General features: G+C 37.4%; 14 protein-coding genes and 1 tRNA gene. 10 read left to right on the top strand and 5 right to left on the bottom strand.

Annotated features, from left to right (window positions below; genetic code table 11):
• The first annotated feature begins 52 nt into the window (after positions 1-52).
• From fdxA to ABD005_RS15250, 6 genes are all read left to right on the top strand, one after another.
• Entirely contained in the window at positions 53-385 is a 333-nt protein-coding gene (fdxA, locus tag ABD005_RS15275; RefSeq protein WP_215979479.1) for a ferredoxin FdxA, read from the top strand.
• A 72-nt stretch (positions 386-457) separates the two neighbouring features.
• Positions 458-1,366: a fructosamine kinase family protein gene (locus ABD005_RS15270; protein ID WP_343818500.1), complete on the top strand. Its 909-nt coding sequence runs from the start codon at positions 458-460 to the stop codon at positions 1,364-1,366.
• Between the two features lie 48 nt (positions 1,367-1,414).
• Complete coding sequence (locus ABD005_RS15265) at positions 1,415-1,609, top strand: CPXCG motif-containing cysteine-rich protein (protein WP_215979481.1); 195 nt, start codon at positions 1,415-1,417, stop codon at positions 1,607-1,609.
• 192 nt (positions 1,610-1,801) lie between these two features.
• The gene (locus ABD005_RS15260) at positions 1,802-3,208 is read left to right on the top strand and encodes an MATE family efflux transporter (protein ID WP_343818498.1); all 1,407 of its coding nucleotides are present in this window, start codon (positions 1,802-1,804) and stop codon (positions 3,206-3,208) included.
• Between the two features lie 197 nt (positions 3,209-3,405).
• A tRNA-Val gene (locus tag ABD005_RS15255) sits at positions 3,406-3,480 on the top strand.
• 151 nt (positions 3,481-3,631) lie between these two features.
• Positions 3,632-3,991 carry a hypothetical protein gene (locus tag ABD005_RS15250; RefSeq protein WP_343818496.1) on the top strand — a complete coding sequence of 120 codons (360 nt, stop codon included), beginning with the start codon at positions 3,632-3,634 and terminating at the stop codon, positions 3,989-3,991.
• A gap of 61 nt (positions 3,992-4,052) precedes the next feature.
• Here the strand turns inward: ABD005_RS15250 and ABD005_RS15245 are convergent, their stop codons facing one another.
• A complete protein-coding gene (locus ABD005_RS15245) occupies positions 4,053-5,606 on the bottom strand; it encodes a leucyl aminopeptidase (RefSeq protein WP_343818494.1) in 1,554 nt (517 codons plus the stop codon).
• 235 nt (positions 5,607-5,841) lie between these two features.
• Between ABD005_RS15245 and ABD005_RS15240 the strand changes: the two genes are divergently transcribed.
• Together ABD005_RS15240 and rlmF are read left to right on the top strand one after the other, a co-directional pair.
• On the top strand, positions 5,842-6,327 hold the full coding sequence (locus tag ABD005_RS15240; RefSeq protein ID WP_343818492.1) for a DUF2947 domain-containing protein: 486 nt from the start codon (positions 5,842-5,844) through the stop codon (positions 6,325-6,327).
• An 8-nt stretch (positions 6,328-6,335) separates the two neighbouring features.
• On the top strand, positions 6,336-7,259 hold the full coding sequence (gene rlmF / locus ABD005_RS15235) for a 23S rRNA (adenine(1618)-N(6))-methyltransferase RlmF (protein ID WP_343818491.1): 924 nt from the start codon (positions 6,336-6,338) through the stop codon (positions 7,257-7,259).
• 295 nt (positions 7,260-7,554) lie between these two features.
• On the opposite strand, the gene ABD005_RS15230 is transcribed toward rlmF, so the two are convergent.
• Complete coding sequence (locus ABD005_RS15230; protein ID WP_215979487.1) at positions 7,555-8,361, bottom strand: class II glutamine amidotransferase; 807 nt, start codon at positions 8,359-8,361, stop codon at positions 7,555-7,557.
• 218 nt (positions 8,362-8,579) lie between these two features.
• Here ABD005_RS15230 and fadE point away from each other — a divergent pair, with 218 nt between their 5' ends.
• Together fadE and ABD005_RS15220 are read left to right on the top strand one after the other, a co-directional pair.
• Positions 8,580-11,006, top strand: a complete 2,427-nt coding sequence (gene fadE / locus ABD005_RS15225) for an acyl-CoA dehydrogenase FadE (RefSeq protein ID WP_343818487.1) — start codon at positions 8,580-8,582, stop codon at positions 11,004-11,006.
• 148 nt (positions 11,007-11,154) lie between these two features.
• Positions 11,155-11,862 carry a TetR/AcrR family transcriptional regulator gene (locus ABD005_RS15220; protein ID WP_215979489.1) on the top strand — a complete coding sequence of 236 codons (708 nt, stop codon included), beginning with the start codon at positions 11,155-11,157 and terminating at the stop codon, positions 11,860-11,862.
• A 99-nt stretch (positions 11,863-11,961) separates the two neighbouring features.
• On the opposite strand, the gene ABD005_RS15215 is transcribed toward ABD005_RS15220, so the two are convergent.
• From ABD005_RS15215 to ABD005_RS15205, 3 genes are all read right to left on the bottom strand, one after another.
• Positions 11,962-13,782, bottom strand: coding sequence for an acyl-CoA dehydrogenase C-terminal domain-containing protein (locus ABD005_RS15215; RefSeq protein WP_215979490.1), 1,821 nt, complete (start codon positions 13,780-13,782; stop codon positions 11,962-11,964).
• Between the two features lie 465 nt (positions 13,783-14,247).
• Positions 14,248-14,955 (bottom strand): DnaA regulatory inactivator Hda, encoded by a 708-nt coding sequence (gene hda / locus ABD005_RS15210; RefSeq protein WP_215979491.1) that lies wholly within the window; start codon positions 14,953-14,955, stop codon positions 14,248-14,250.
• A complete protein-coding gene (locus ABD005_RS15205; protein ID WP_343818484.1) occupies positions 14,952-16,088 on the bottom strand; it encodes a DUF2066 domain-containing protein in 1,137 nt (378 codons plus the stop codon). Before ABD005_RS15205 ends, hda begins: the two co-directional genes overlap by 4 nt.
• Positions 16,089-16,285 lie beyond the last annotated feature (197 nt).

Genomic DNA, 16,285 nt, shown 5'->3' with positions numbered 1-16,285 from the left:
GATCTACCGCTCTAACCTTGTAAAACCTTTAATTTGCTTTTGAGAAAAAACCATGGCTTTTGTAGTTACTGATAATTGTATTTTATGTAAATACACGGATTGTGTCGCCGTTTGCCCCGCCGACGCATTTTATGAAGGCCCTAATTTTTTAGCTATAAATCCAAATGATTGTATTGATTGTGATTTGTGCCCAGTAGAGTGCCCTGCTGGCGCTATTTTCCAAGAAGATGAAGTACCTGAACATCAAAAAGAGTTTATTGAACTTAATGCGGAGTTATCTCAACACTGGCCACGTATTACTGAAGTAAAGGAGCCACCTAAAGACGCAAAGCAATGGGATGGTATTGAAGGAAAAATTAAATATTTAAAAATTGATGATGAATAACCGCTCAGCTAAGGCACTCTGACAGAAAGCGACTATACTCTAAAAGGTGTTAAACAAGCTTTGGAGGTGTCTATGTGGCAGAGTATTGAACAAGCCATTAGCACTGAAACAGGTAAACGCTTTCATATTGTTGAAAAGCAGGCAGTTAGTGCTTGCTCGTTAACAAATACTTTATTGGACAGTAACGAACAACCGCTTAATTTATCTTTTAAAGTAAGTGATGGACAACGTAGTTACTTTATTAAACTGAATAAAAAAGAGTGTTTAGTTAACTTTCAAGCTGAAGCTTATTCTTTAAGGCAAATAAGTAAGCTTACCCACATAGCCTGCCCCCATGTTGCCTCAATAGGCACCACCTTAGATAAAAGCTTTCTAGTACTCGATTACATTAATTTTAGCAAAGCTAAACCTGTACTATGGTACCAATTAGGGCAGCAGCTTGCACAAATGCATTATGAAACACGACATAATCAATTTGGCTGGCAACACGATAACTTTATTGGCGACACTATACAGCCTAATCACTGGGGCAAGCATTGGCATTCATTTTTTGCTGAACAACGCATTGCTTGGCAATTACAATTGCTCTCTGAGCGTTCAATTCTACTGGGCGATATTGACCATATTGCCAAGGTTTGCCATCAAATATTACGTTGTTATCATGCAACCCCTTGTTTAGTACATGGCGATTTATGGCAAGGCAATACAGGGTTCACACATAAACAGGCGATGTTATTTGACCCTGCTTGTTATTATGGTGATAGAGAAGTTGATATCGCTATGACTGAACTTTTTGGACACTTTCCTAACGATTTTTACCATGGTTATGAAGCAGAATATCCTTTAGATGATGGTTATGAGCAAAGAAAGCTAGTTTACAATTTTTATCATATTCTCAATCACGCTAACCTTTTTGGTAATATTTACCTTGAGCAAGCTAAAGCATTACTCGCTCGTATTATGGCATTAAACTACCATTAAGCACGACCTAACTATACTTATAAACTCAATTGGAATATGGAGGTTAACATGCAAAATCAACTCAGTGAAAAACGTATTTGTTGCCCTCATTGTGGTCATCACCTACATACAACTGTTGATGCTTCAGCGGGCGATCAAGATTACTATGATGAATGCCCAGCTTGTTGTATGGAAATTCACTACCATTTGCATATTGATGAATACCGAAAAAAAATTCAACTGTCGATTGACACAGATGATTAACATCAATTTAACGACTCAAAAATACTGTATAAATAAACTTCCTTAAGTCACAAGTTAGCGCTTGTTTGCTAGGTATATCTCATCTATGATGCGCTAATTATAATGTACTTATACAATAAAGTTATTAGTCATAAAATATTAAATCATTACGCACAGTAATATTTCACGTTATTTCCATTATGTAAGATCTTTATGAATTTACCTGCCTTTTTTACGCACAGTAAAAGTATACTCAAACTCACTTATCCTATTTTAATTGCACAATTGATCCAGAACTTAATGGGCTTTGTTGACATTGTTATGGCTGGGCGTGTCAGTGCTGAAGATTTAGCCGCTGTAGCGGTGGCTAATAGTATTTGGCTACCATTAATATTGACTATTTATGGTTTAATCATGGCATTAGCCGCGATTGTTTCTCAACTTGCTGGTGCAAATAAGTACCCTGAAGTTGCTGAGCAAACCTATCAAACCGCTTGGATATCATTAGCTTTAGGCATATCTCTTATTGCACTTTACTACGTTGCCACACCGCTACTTTCACCGATGTTTAGCTTAGAAGGTAATTTAGAAACGCTAATTTTAGATTATTTAGCTTATATCGTTTGGGGCGCTCCTGGCTTTTGTTTGTATTTAGTATTAAGAAATTATGCGGAAGGTCTTTCATATGTAAAACCGACCATGATTATTAGTATTATCGGGTTATTGGTAAATATTCCTGCCAATTATATTTTTATCTATGGCAAGTTAGGTGCTCCAGCTTTAGGTGGTGCAGGTTGTGGTATTGCTACCGCAATCGTTTATTGGGCTATGTTTATCAGCATGCTGATTTATTGCTTTCGCTCAAGCATATTAAAACAGGCTAACTTATTTACCCGCTTTTATTGGCCTAATTTCACCCATATCAAAAATATCCTCGGGCTCGGTATTCCCATAGCTTTATCATTATTATTTGAAGTAAGTTTATTTGCTATTGTTGCCATTATTTTAGTACCTTTTGGCTCACAAGTAGTGGCAAGTCACCAAGTCGCATTAAACTTTACAGGTTTAGTGTTTATGGTGCCATTGAGTATTGCCATGGCAACAACCATTAAAGTCGGTTATGCCATCGGAAATAAAAACTACCAACAAGCCAAAGATTACAGTTTTTATTCGGTGATCCTTGGTTTATTACTCGCTTGTGTAACCGCTATTTTAACCGTGGTATTTAGAGAGCAAATAGCCGGTATTTATAGTCGCGAGTTACCTGTAATAGAACTTGCCGCTAGCTTAATGTTACTCGCAACAATTTATCAATTCTCAGATACTATTCAAGTAGTTTCGGCCGGCGCCTTAAGGGGTTATAAAGATACAAAGTCAATTTTATATATTACCTTCGTTTCGTATTGGTTAATTGGTCTTGGTGTTGGTTTAGTATTAGGCATTACTGATTGGGTAGTTCCTAAAATGGGACCTTACGGTTTTTGGATTGGCTTTATTATTGGTTTAACTGCTGCTGCAGTCTTATTAGCGTGGCGTTTGCGCGTTATTCAACAACGCCTTGAGCAAAATAAAGATGAACTACCACCAACAAAAAATAATTCGCCAGAATTTGAACTATAATAGCGAAGCTAAGCTTTAGGTAACTAACAACTTGATAGTTTGATAGATTTTGAGTGTTAACTGCGCTTCATGTAGATTAAATAAGCACTTAAGCACTCATTTAAGCTATTTCGATTAAAACCGCTTGCAAGCTAATCAGACAGGCGCTAACATAGCGCTCGTTAAAGCCTATAAGGCTCTTAAAAAATTTATACTGTGCGCGGTTAGCTCAGTGGTAGAGTCCTCGCCTGACTTGCGAGTTGTCAAGTGTTCGAATCACTTACCGCGCACCATATTTGAAAAGCCACTTTTAAAGTGGCTTTTTGCTTTTCTACTTCCCTTAAATTTTCATATTTTTATGACTTATACCTTTGAGCATTACTTGATGTAAGCTATCGTGTATTTATCTAAGTTGTTTACCTGAAAAATTATTTAAGGTCTTTTATGAAACTAGAACACAAAGCCGTATTATTGTCAGCATTACTGTATCCTGGCTCTGGACATGTATTCTTAAAAAAATACTTTATCGGTTTGAGCTTTATTAGCGCGTTTACCTTTCTTTTATATAATTTATTCAGTACCTTAAATCGTATCAGCGAAAAAGTAGCCTTACAAATAACTAATGGCGAAATTGCGCTAACGATTGAGGCTATTTCTCAAGCCGTTACCGTACAATTAGCTAAGCAACCACCACAGTATAACTGGTTAGGTTATGCCTTATTATTCATTTGGCTATTTGCTATGTTTGATGCTTATCGGCTTGCTAAAGTCAAAAAGAAAACATTCACAAATAAAGTGGAATAAACCCACATAAAAAATGGCTGAAAATCAGCCATTTTTTCAACACAGTAAACTAAGTTTTTAACTACTTTACTTGTGTCGTTAATAACCAGTTACTCAATAAGCGTACGCCGTAGCCAGTACCACCAGCAGGCATTACATCTTTATCTTTTGCTGCTAATGCATTACCCGCAATATCTAAGTGCGCCCATGTTGTATCACCGGCAAAGTGCTGTAAAAATACTGCAGCTGTTGATGCACCCGGCCCAGAAGTACCAATATTTTTCAAATCGGCTATCGGTGTTTTAAGCATATCTTTATACGCTAAAGGTAAACGCCACACTTGCTCTTCAACGGTTTTACCCGATACCGTTAACTGGGTTAATAGCTGTTCATCATCGGTAAAAATAGCACTGTAACGATCGCCTAACGCACGTACTTTTGAGCCCGTTAAAGTAGCAACATCAATCATAGTATTAACTTTGTATTTATCACGCGCATACCACATACCGTCAGCAAGAATTAAGCGCCCTTCAGCATCAGTATTGAGTACTTCAACCGATAATCCCTCAGCCGTTGTTAATACGTCTCCCGGTGCGAAGGATGTTTCTGAGACCATATTTGCTGCCATTGGCATAACGGCAACCACATTAACTTTAGCTTTTTGTAATGCCATTGCTTTAACCGTGCCTAATACTGCTGCAGCACCTGCCATATCTGATTTCATACGAGAAATAGAGCTGCCCGCTTTAATATTATAACCACCTGAGTCGAACGTAATACCTTTACCGACTAACGCGATAGGTGTTTCATCGCTTCCTTGCCAATGGGCAACAACTAATCGAGAGCCTTCAAGCGAGCCTCGGCCAACCGCGTGTAATGCGCCCATACCCAAAGCTTCAATCTCTTTAGGTTCAAGCACGGTTACTTTAACTCCTAGTTTAGTTAAGCTTTTCGCCGCATTTGCAAAATCAACAGGCGTCATTTCGGTAGGAGTTTCAGAAGTTAGATCACGTGCTAGAAAAACGCCAGCTTCAATAGCACTTAGCCCTTGGTAAGTTATTTGTGCTTTTTGCTCATCTATTACCGATAAGTGATAGTGTTTTTCTGCCGGCTTTTTCTTCGATAAATATTTATCAAATTGATAAGAGCGTAAGTTAATACCATGTGCTAAATGTGCCGCAAAGCTAGCATTACTGGTATCGTCACTAACCCCTTGAGTTAATATTGAGATATTTTCTGCGTCCATTTTTGCTAACTTAGCGGCGACACTAGCGCCAATATTATTAACAGCGCCCGCATGTAAGTTTTTCATATCACCTAAACCGATAATAATAACGCGCTCTGCATCAATACCATGAGGAGCTATCACTTCAACTAATTGATCTTTTTCACCCGTAAATTTAGCAACTTTTAACACGTTAGAAATCTGCTGCTCAGAAGCATTAATTAAGTGTTTCAAATCGCTCGATGGCTGCTCTTTTGCTTGAAAAACAACTAAGGTAGTCGCTGATTTAGTGCTTTTACCTTGCTCAAAAGTAAACTGCTCTGCGTTAGCGGTTGTTACTAACGCCAATGATAATGCGGCGCTTAGTAATGATTTTTTAGCTAATGTGGTATTAAAAATGGTACGAATCATAGTTTTCTCAGGTAATAGTTATTCACTCAAGCGTTAATAAATCAACGCGTTATTTATAATGATAATGAAGCCATTATCGATATAAATATTATGTCATGCCATTTTCAACAAAAATGTTACTTTATGTAGCACTAATCTCTCCTAAAAGGCTTCAGCTGTAAACTCAGCTTTTTAATTTCCTGTTTGCTGGGTATAATTAGGCTATACCCCCGTAATGTTCCAATAAAACAACAATATGAATTATTTCCCTGTTGAACAATTAAAAAATGCTTGGATTTTTAAACACAAGAGCTTACCTATCATTGAAAAAGACTTCCCTAAAATAAAGCCAATGGTGTCTGAACGGGCCAATATACTTTGGGATACCTTTATTAGTCGCCAAGCGGATCACCCCGACTTTTTTAAAAAAGGTGACTGGCCTTTTGATCAAAGCAACTGGGTTGAGCAAGGTAAATGGGAAAGCGTTTGGGATAGTGATAACCCTGCATTACCTGAACTAATTGAACAACATTTAAACTGGGATGGTAATACGGTTGTTTATTATTGCTCTGCTCGAGACAATGTAATTGAAACTACGTGGCAGGTATTCAAGCGCTGCTGGAAAAACTTTCTTTTTATGGATGACGGCTCCATTTTATTAGGTAAAAAGCGTCAGCAAGTTGTGCAGTTTACGAGTAACGGCTTGTTCAAAATTGGCACTAAACCTAGTGAAAATAAGTAAGCATTATAGTGCATAAAAATAATCTACATAAAAACGGCTACAATTTTAGCGCATTAGTTAAATCGCACTCACCGCTAGCTAAGTTAATAATTAAAAATCCTTATAACAATCAAGATACTATTGATTTTAGTGACAGTAATTCGGTAAAAGCACTTAACTTGGCTTTATTAAAGCATCACTACCAAATTAACGCTTGGGATATTCCTTTCGGGTATTTATGTCCGCCAATTCCAGGCCGGGTTGATTATCTTCATTACTTACATGACTTAATAGCAAAAGTTCCTGCTAATATTCTTAATAAAAACACACCGATAAAGGCATTAGATATTGGCACTGGCGCTAGCTGTATTTACCCCATTTTAGGGCAGCGTGTTTATGATTGGCAATTTACAGCCTCTGATATTGACCCACGCTCTATTGAACAAGCCAATAATAACTTAGCTGAAAATAGCAATTTAATGAATAATATAGATTGTCGCTTACAATCTGATAGCTCAAAAATATTTACCAATATTATTCAAGCCAATGAGTTTTATCATGTCACGCTATGCAACCCTCCTTTTCATAAGTCACTTGCTCAAGCAAGTGAAGGCTCTGTAAAGAAGTGGCAGAAATTAGCAAAAAACAAACAAAAAAATAATAATAACGCTAATACTATTGCTAAAAATACTTCAGCATTGAACTTTGGCGGCCAAAAGGCTGAGCTTTGGTGTGATGGTGGTGAGTTAGCTTTTATTCGTAAAATGATCAATGAGAGCAAACACTTTAAAGCGCAAGTATTATGGTTTACTTGCTTAGTTTCTAAAAAAGATAATTTGTCTTTGCTTAAACTCAGTTTGAAAAAAGCGAATGTTGCACACTATAAAGTTATTAATATGACACAAGGGCAAAAAATCAGTCGCTTTATTGCTTGGAGCTTTACCGACTTTTAAATGTCTAAACTCATTTTAAGTACCCAAAGCAAAGTAAAAAGCTTATTGTTTAACTTTCCCACTTTGCTTTGGATTAACTATTTAACCTGAACTCGGTTCAAGAGACATTTAACAAATTTAAATATCAGTAAAAATTATTCTTATGAACCGCTAGCTTGATAATTTTTCTTCTTTTCATATGATAAGCAAGGAAAATTGCGCGTCAATGGCTGGTCTATTGCAAGTAAATTTAACGAAAAAATTAGGAAAAATAGCTGCTAGAGAAACATTTGTTAAGTCGAACTCAGGTTATTTATCATTTATTTGCTGTTAATTTACCTGCAATTAATGCCCCATCAACTAACTCGCCCAAACAAAATAACTGCCACTGCCCTGCCGACATTTTATGCCATGTTTCATCATCAGTTAACGGTTGGGTTGCAATAACACTAACCACATCATTGGCCGTTGTTTCTTTTTTAAAGTCGACCGCCACCTCAGCATCAATTAAGCTAGCCTGACCAAAGGGAGCACGGCGAGTTAACCAATGTAAATTATTAGAGCAATAAGCAAATAAATACTCGCCGTCGGTAATAATAATATTAGCAACACCTAGGGTGTCTATTTGTGACGCTAAATTAGCAATAAAACTAAACAGCGTTTTATAGTCAGGTTGTTTTGCACCAAAAGTTATATGTAGTTGATCTAATATCCAACAAAATGCATGTTCACTGTCAGTGGTACCAATAGGTAAATGAAATTGAATGGGCAATTCAGTTGTGAAATCTTTCAATTGCCCATTATGCGCATAAGTCCAGTTTCTGCCCCACATTTGTCGAATAAATGGATGCGTATTTTCTAAATTAACAGCTCCCGAATTAGCCTGTCTAATATGACAAACAACCGCTTCACTTTTCATCGGATACTTTGTGACTAGTTCGGCAATAGGCGATTGCGCACTTGGCATAGGGTCTTTAAAGCTACGACAACCTTTACCCTCATAAAAAGTAACACCCCAGCCATCTCTATGAGGGCCTGTATTACCACCACGTTGCATTAACCCACTAAAACTAAAGCAAATGTCCGTTGGTACATTAGCGCTCATCGCTAATAATTCACACATAAAAACTCCACGATGAAGACAGAAATAAAAGAGGAAATGAATAAAAACCATTATAAGCAATAAACTGCTTGGCGATGACCTTTATTTGTTCTATAACTAGATTATATCACTGCTTAAAAAATTATTTAAATTCAATTGCTTTAATTGCCTTTAAATACATGCCCATACTGATAGTGATTAACGTAAACAACGTTTTAACCTCATAAAAAGGAAAGCTTGTGGATATTATTATTTGGCTTATCGTAGCAATTTCATTAACTTGGTTTATGAGCAGTGTTCGCTCCTCGTTATCAACATATACTTTGAGTTTTGCTGCGCTCATGGTGATAGGCACTTTTCTAGATATTATTGGTTTTGTCTCTTGGCTACTCTTTGCCGTTATTGCACTCCCCTTAAATATTGACAGTGTTAGACAACAATTTATTAGTATGCCTTTATTGGCGTTGTTTAAAAAAATAATGCCCCAAATGTCAACCACTGAACAAGAAGCCCTCGATGCCGGCACAACGTGGTTTGATGCCGATTTATTTCGTGGTAATCCTGACTGGACCAAGTTACATAACTTTCCTAAACCACGCTTAAGCAGTGAAGAAAAAGCTTTTTTAAATGGCCCAGTAGAAGAGTTATGTGCCATGGTCAATGATTGGGAAGTCACTCACGAACACGCTGATTTACCCGCTGAAGTTTGGCAGTTCCTTAAAGACAATAAATTCTTCGCGATGATCATTAAGAAAAAATATGGCGGTTTAGAGTTTTCAGCTTATGCGCAATCTCGTGTATTACAAAAATTAACCGGCGTTAGCTCTGTATTATCAAGTACTGTTGGCGTACCTAACTCGTTAGGACCTGGTGAATTATTACAAGAGTACGGAACTAAAGAGCAACAAGACTATTACTTACCTCGTTTAGTGGTAGGCGACGAAATTCCATGTTTTGCTTTAACAAGTCCAGAAGCGGGCTCTGATGCCGGAGCAATTCCTGATACTGGCGTTATTTGTCATGGTGAGTTTGAAGGAAAAGAAGTATTAGGCATGCGCCTTAATTGGGACAAGCGTTACATTACCCTAGCACCTATTGCGACAGTACTTGGCTTAGCCTTTAAACTTCAAGACCCTGAGCATTTACTTGGTGATATCGTTGAATTAGGCATAACCTGTGCACTTATTCCAACGGATATTGAAGGCATTGCCATTGGTCGCAGACACTTCCCATTGAATGTTCCATTTCAAAACGGACCAACACAAGGCAAAGATGTTTTTGTCCCCTTAGATTATATTATTGGCGGTCCAGAAATGGCGGGTCAAGGGTGGCGTATGTTGGTAGAGTGTTTATCAGTTGGCCGCGCAATTACCCTCCCTTCAAATAGTGCTGGTGGCATTAAAACCGTAGCACTGGCAACAGGGGCCTATAGTCATATTAGACGTCAATTTAAATTACCTATTGGTAAAATGGAAGGGGTTGAAGAAGCCTTAGCTCGCATTGGTGGTAATGCATATTTGATGGATGCAGTTACTACAATGTCAACTGGCGCTATTGATTTAGGTGAAAAACCTTCTGTTATTTCAGCTATTACTAAATACCATTTAACCGAAAAAATGCGTGCTTGTGTTATCGACGCTATGGATGTGCACGGTGGTAAAGGTATCTGTATGGGTCCGAATAACTACTTAGCCCGAAGTTACCAAGGCGCGCCTATCGCTGTAACCGTGGAAGGAGCAAATATTCTCACTCGTAGCTTAATTATTTACGGGCAAGGCGCCATTCGCTGCCACCCTTATGTATTAGCTGAACTGCAAGCAGCTAATAATCCTAATAACGAACAAGCACTTAGTGACTTTGACCATGCACTATTTGGACACGTTGGTTTTGCTATTAGCAACATCAGCCGAAGTTTATGGTGCTCGTTATCAGGCTCTCGCTTTGTGCCAACGCCATTTAATGATGAAACTCGCCGTTATTATCAGCTACTAAGCCGCTTTAGCGCTAACTTAGCCATGCTATCCGATATTGCCATGCTAGCTCTTGGCTCTGACTTAAAAAGAAAAGAGCGTATTTCAGCTCGATTAGGCGATGTACTTAGCCACCTTTATTTAGCTAGTGCTTGTTTAAAGCGCTACAACGATGAAGGAAGAGAAGCTGATGATTTACCACTATTAAAATGGGCAGTAGAAGACTCACTTTATAAAATACAGGTGGCCATTGATGAGTTACTACATAACTTCCCAAATAAGTGGTTAGCAGCTACATTGCGTTTAATTATTTTCCCTATGGGAGCGTGGTTGAGCCTACCAAAAGATACATTAGATCACACCGTTGCGCGTATTTTACAAACACCAAGCCCAACGAGAACACGCTTAGGACAAGGGCAGTTTTTAACGCGTAATAACACTAACGTTTTTGGCCGCTTAGAACAAACCCTTGAAGACATTATTAACGCAGAGCCTATTTTCGATAAAGTATGTAAAGCGCTTAATGAGAAGTTCCCTTTTTACCTATTAGATGTTGTTGCTGAAAAAGGTTTAGCTGCCGAGGTTATTTCTTCTGCAGAAGCAGAGCTGTTAGTAAAAGCAGAACAAGGAAGAAAATGGGCTATTGCAGTAGATGATTTTGATAGTAGTGATATCGAGAACAAAAAAGCAACTTAGGTGCGTATATTTATACTAAAAATTTGAATATAGATATACGATATAACACAAAGATACAAATGAATGCTATTTACGCTCTAGTCTTGGCGTTATAAAATGTTAAAATGAGGTTAACAAATTAACGTAAGCTAAAGTAGTAGATTTTATTATGTCCAAAATCAATAAAGCTTTGTCGTTAACTGGTGATGAAAATAACAACATAAAAAAAAGTGATTCATCAGTTAAACGGCGTTCTAAAGGTGAGAAAACCAGAGAAAAAATCCTTCTTGCCACAATAAGTGTCTTAGCACAAAAAGGTATCAAAGGAACAACCCATCGAGCCATCGCAGCGCAAGCTGATTTGCAATTATCGTTAACTACGTATTATTTCAAAGATATTCAAGAACTTGTTCAACAAGCCTTTACACTAAATTGTCAAAACACCTCAACAAGTAGCCATCATTTATTAGCATCATCATTCGCTTTAATAGAATCAGCCGATAAAAAAGAACTACGAAAAGCAACAGCTAAAGAGGCGCTATGTGATGAACTAACCCTTAATATTTGCTCACAAATAATGAAACGGATTGAACATCAGGCTGAGCAATTACTTGTAGAGCAGTTTATGTTTAACGAAGCACAAGTAACGCCTGCGTTAAAGGCACTAGTGTCAAAACATAAAGCAGCGTTAATGTTACCTTTCGAGCACTTGTGTCAGTACTTCAATAAAACAGATCCACAATTAGATGCTCAGGTGATGTTCACTTATATTGCTCAATTACAATATAATCAAGTCACAGCAGATAAAGTATTAGTATTATCGGATATTCAACCCGCGATACGAAAACTATTCGCCTGGATTATGAAGCTAAAATAGCAATATAACGACATAAAACATAAACACATAAAAAAGCACGGGATTCCGTGCTTTTTACTATCCAACAAACAACCTTACGGTTACTTTAAAAACATAACATTAGCTAAATGACAGTAGCTCTTGATCAAGCTGCATTAATGTTTTTGGATCAGCTAGCATTGTTTTTGCTAACGATTTAGTTCTTGGCAACATGCGTTCAAAATAAAACTCAGCTGTTTTAATTTTAGCGCGATAGAAATCTCGGTTTTCAACATCCGTCGCTAATTTTTCATAGGCTGATTGCGCCATTTGAGCCCAAAAGTAAGCCATAGTAACGTAACCAGAAAACATCAAATAATCGACCGATGCCGAACCGACCATATCGCGATTACTTTTCGCTTTCATTGCTAAACGTAATGAGTATTGCTGCCAATTAGCAACCGCTTTACTTAATGGCCAAATAAACTTATTCATTTGACGCTTGTGTGGGCTACTCGATAACATGCTTTTATCTTTACAAAAAGTGAGTATTTCTTTTGAAAAGTTATTTAATGCTTTACCGCGTGTTAACAGTATTTTTCGACCTAACAAGTCAAGTGCCTGTATACCGGTTGTGCCTTCATATAAAGTTGAGATACGCGCATCACGAACAATTTGTTCCATGCCCCACTCTTTGATATAACCGTGACCACCAAAAATTTGCAAACCATGATTTGCACTTTCTAAGCCAAGCTCAGTTAAAAATGCTTTCAAAATTGGGGTGATAAAACCTAAACGTTCATCAGCCACTTTCTTTTCAGCTTCAGTTTTAGCCATTTCAATATCATCAACGATTTTCGCCGTATAATAAATCATAGCTCGTCCACCTTCTGAAATTGCCTTTTGTGTCATCAGCATTTTTCTAACATCAGGGTGAACAATAATAGGATCTGCCACTTGATCGGGATACTTTTTACCGGTTAAAGAACGCATAGATAAACGCTCCTTCGCATATGCTAATGAATTTTGAAACGCCAACTCCGCTGAACATACACCTTGTAATGCTGTACCCACTCGCGCTGTATTCATAAATGTAAACATACATTCTAGGCCTTTATTTTCAGGGCCTATTAACTCACCGACAGCATTATCAAAATTAAGTACCGCGGTTGAAGAGGCTTTAATACCCATTTTTTCTTCAATAGAGCCACAGGTAACATTATTAGCTTCACCTAACGTGCCATGTTCATCAGACTTGATTTTTGGCACAATAAATAACGAAATACCTCTTGTTCCTGCAGGTGCATTAGGTAAACGCGCCAGTACAATATGTACGATATTTTCGGTTAAATCGTGCTCCCCTGCTGAAATAAATATTTTAGTACCTGAAATATTGTAAGTACCATCATCATTAGGCTCAGCTTTGGTTTTAACTTGCCCTAAATCAGTACCACATTGTGGTTCAGTTAAGCACATAGTTCCTGTCCAAGTGCCTGCGGTAAGCTGTGTTAAATAGAGTTCTTTTTGTGCTGCACTGCCGTGTGATTGTAAAGTATTCATCGCGCCATGGCTTAACCCTGGGTACATAGCCCACGACCAGTTTGCGGTACCTGTCATTTCAGATTGCACCATACCTAATGATGGCGGTAAACCTTGCCCGCCGTATTCTTCTGGGTGTGATAACGAAGGCCAGCCACCCTCAATATATTGTTGATAGGCTTCTTTAAAACCTTTAGGGGTAGTTACTTTACCATTATCAAACTGACAACCTTCTTTATCGCCACTTTGATAAAGAGGTAATAATTCATTTTCACAAAATTTGGCACATTCTTGAAAAATAGCGTCAACTAAGTCTGGTGTCGCTTCTTCAAACTCAGGGTGCTTTTTATAATGCCCATAATAATCAAATACATCTTCTACTAAAAATTTGATATCTGCTACTGGCGCTTTGTAAGTTAGCATAACTGTGCTCCCACCTCTGAAAGTAATAATTATTGTTTTATTACCCCTGATTAAAGCACTGGTCATACCACCATTGCAAATGTTTTTTTATTTTTTATTTAAAAGGCACACTCAACTCACTTTGACCTTTTAAAGGTAGAGTGAGTAAGGTATGAAAAAATAAAAGACGCAATTACAGACAACAGCACTCAGCACTTAAGGCTAATTCACTAAAGAAGAGGAGTAATAAAAATGAAAAAGAATAGTAGTTAGTAGTTAACCTGAGCTTGGTTTAAGAGATATTTAACAAATTGAAATATCAGCAAAAATTACTTTTCTGAATCGTTAGCTTGATAGTTTTCTTCTTTTCATATGATAAGCAAGGAAAATTTCGCGTTAATAGCTAGCTTATTGCAAGTAAATTTAACGAAGAAGTTAGGAAAAGTAGCTGCTAGAGAAATATTTGTTAAGCCGATCTTAGGTTAGTTAACTTAGCCCAAGCACTTCTTTGATAAACGGAATAGTAATTTTACGTTGCTCCCGAATGGAAGCTTTATCTAAAACATCAAGTGTTTCTAAAAGGCTAGTCATATCGCGATTTGAGCGATTTAGTAAAAAACGTACGGCTTCATCAGTTAATAACAATCCACGTTGCATAGCTCTATGCTGTAGGGCTGCGCTTTTTTCTTCATCATCAAGCGGTTTAACTTGCTCGGTTAAACCCCACGTTAAACGAGATAATAAATCAGGTAGGGTAATTCCTAATTGCTGTGCGCTTTCGTCACCGCTGACTAACAAACACTTATTTTGCTCAAGTACGCGGTTGTATAGATCAAAAATGGCTTGTTGCCACTGTTTATCACCAGCAATTAGGTTAATGTCATCTAAGCAAATAAGATCTATTTGCTCTAAACCATCTAATACTTCAACGGGTAACTGCTTTAATTCGGCACAAGAAAGACAAACCGAGGTTTTACCTTGCTGTGCAGCATAACTACTACAAGCGTGTAACAAATGTGATTTACCGACTCCAGATAAACCGAACAAGTAAAAGCTATTTGGTTGTTTCTCTGCACGGGTAATAAAGCTTTTGAGTTGGTTAACCACCGCTTTATTTTCTTCACTAGTAAAACTAGTAAAGGTTTCGTCATCGGGTAATTGCACCGATAACGCTAATTGAGCGATTTGCTTCATTGCTGATCCCAATAAAATATCGGCACTTGCGGAGCATCATATTCACTTAAGGGATCAATAAATTTCTTGGCTGGTTTTAATTGTTTATTTAATTTCAATGATGCTAATAATGCTGCTTGCGAGCCTAAAAGAGCTAAGCTATAACGCCTCATTTCACCTTGAGCTTCAATAAGGGTAACTGATTTAACCGCAGATAAATCAGCTAAAAAGCTAACTAGCTCGCTGTCTTGTTTTAATGAGTTGATATTTGATACTTCAATAATGAAGTTATCATTGGTAGAGGTTAATAGAGCGTATTTTTGATAAATTAAATCCGTAATATCAGCCAAGCCTAAAGCTAATAGCGCTGATTTATTACTACCACGATATTGCTGACTAAAAATATTGCGTTGGTTAATTTCTTCTTTTGGTGTAATAAAAGTCCAATCTAGTGCATAAGATGCATCGTCCGCTTCTTGTGGGCATAGCAAACCGCAGTCAACAGCACTATCATTTGATATGACGTCTGTGGCTATTACTGTATCTTCAGACAATAGACTTGAGTCTGATATTCTCATCACAACAATCGCCTCAGGATAGTAACGGGCAGATGCTTGACGTATAGGTTCAACAAAACGCCCCCATAAATCACTTAACGTAATTTGACTGGCATCATCTAAGTCCATCAGTGGCAATAAAAGGGGTAAACCACGCTCTTGAGAAAAATCTTCTGCTTGGAGTGGTAAGCTCGACTGGCTTGAATTAGAAATAACAGCGCGAGAAAAACCATTTTCATCAATTAACCACAGTAGTACTTGCGGTCGTAAACTTCCCCAAATAGCTAAATTAGCCTGATGGAATAATTCATTTATTTTATTTTCGTTAAAGCTCACCATTAAAAACAATTGTTTTTGTTGTTGGTACTCCCTTTCTTCATAATGATATTGAGAAATATACGATGATGATTGATTAACCGCGTTACGAATAAGCTCGTTTGATAAGACGCTCTTTTGCCCGCCGACTTTTAAAATAACCGCTTGCATTGCTTTATTTATAGCAATACTACGCTGCTTGCTCGCTTGGGAGACAACGGGGATTTTTGCTTGATATAAATCATCTACTTCAACGCTATAAGCTTTTGAACTTGTAAACAAAATAATCAATATTAAGAGCGCGATAAGGTGTTTAAACATACCGTATAATAACTAGAAAAAACTCATAAACGTTTGTACTAAAGATCTTACCACAATGTAAACGATTTTTATCTGCAAATATAAATAATTTCTAAAAAAGTGCCTCAAAAAATAAAAGCACATGAAGATGTTCATCCTTTCTTGAGTATCAACACTTG

Source organism: Colwellia asteriadis (assembly GCF_039523295.1).
Taxonomy (GTDB): domain Bacteria; phylum Pseudomonadota; class Gammaproteobacteria; order Enterobacterales; family Alteromonadaceae; genus Colwellia; species Colwellia asteriadis.
This window is presented reverse-complemented; position numbering and strand designations above follow the sequence as displayed.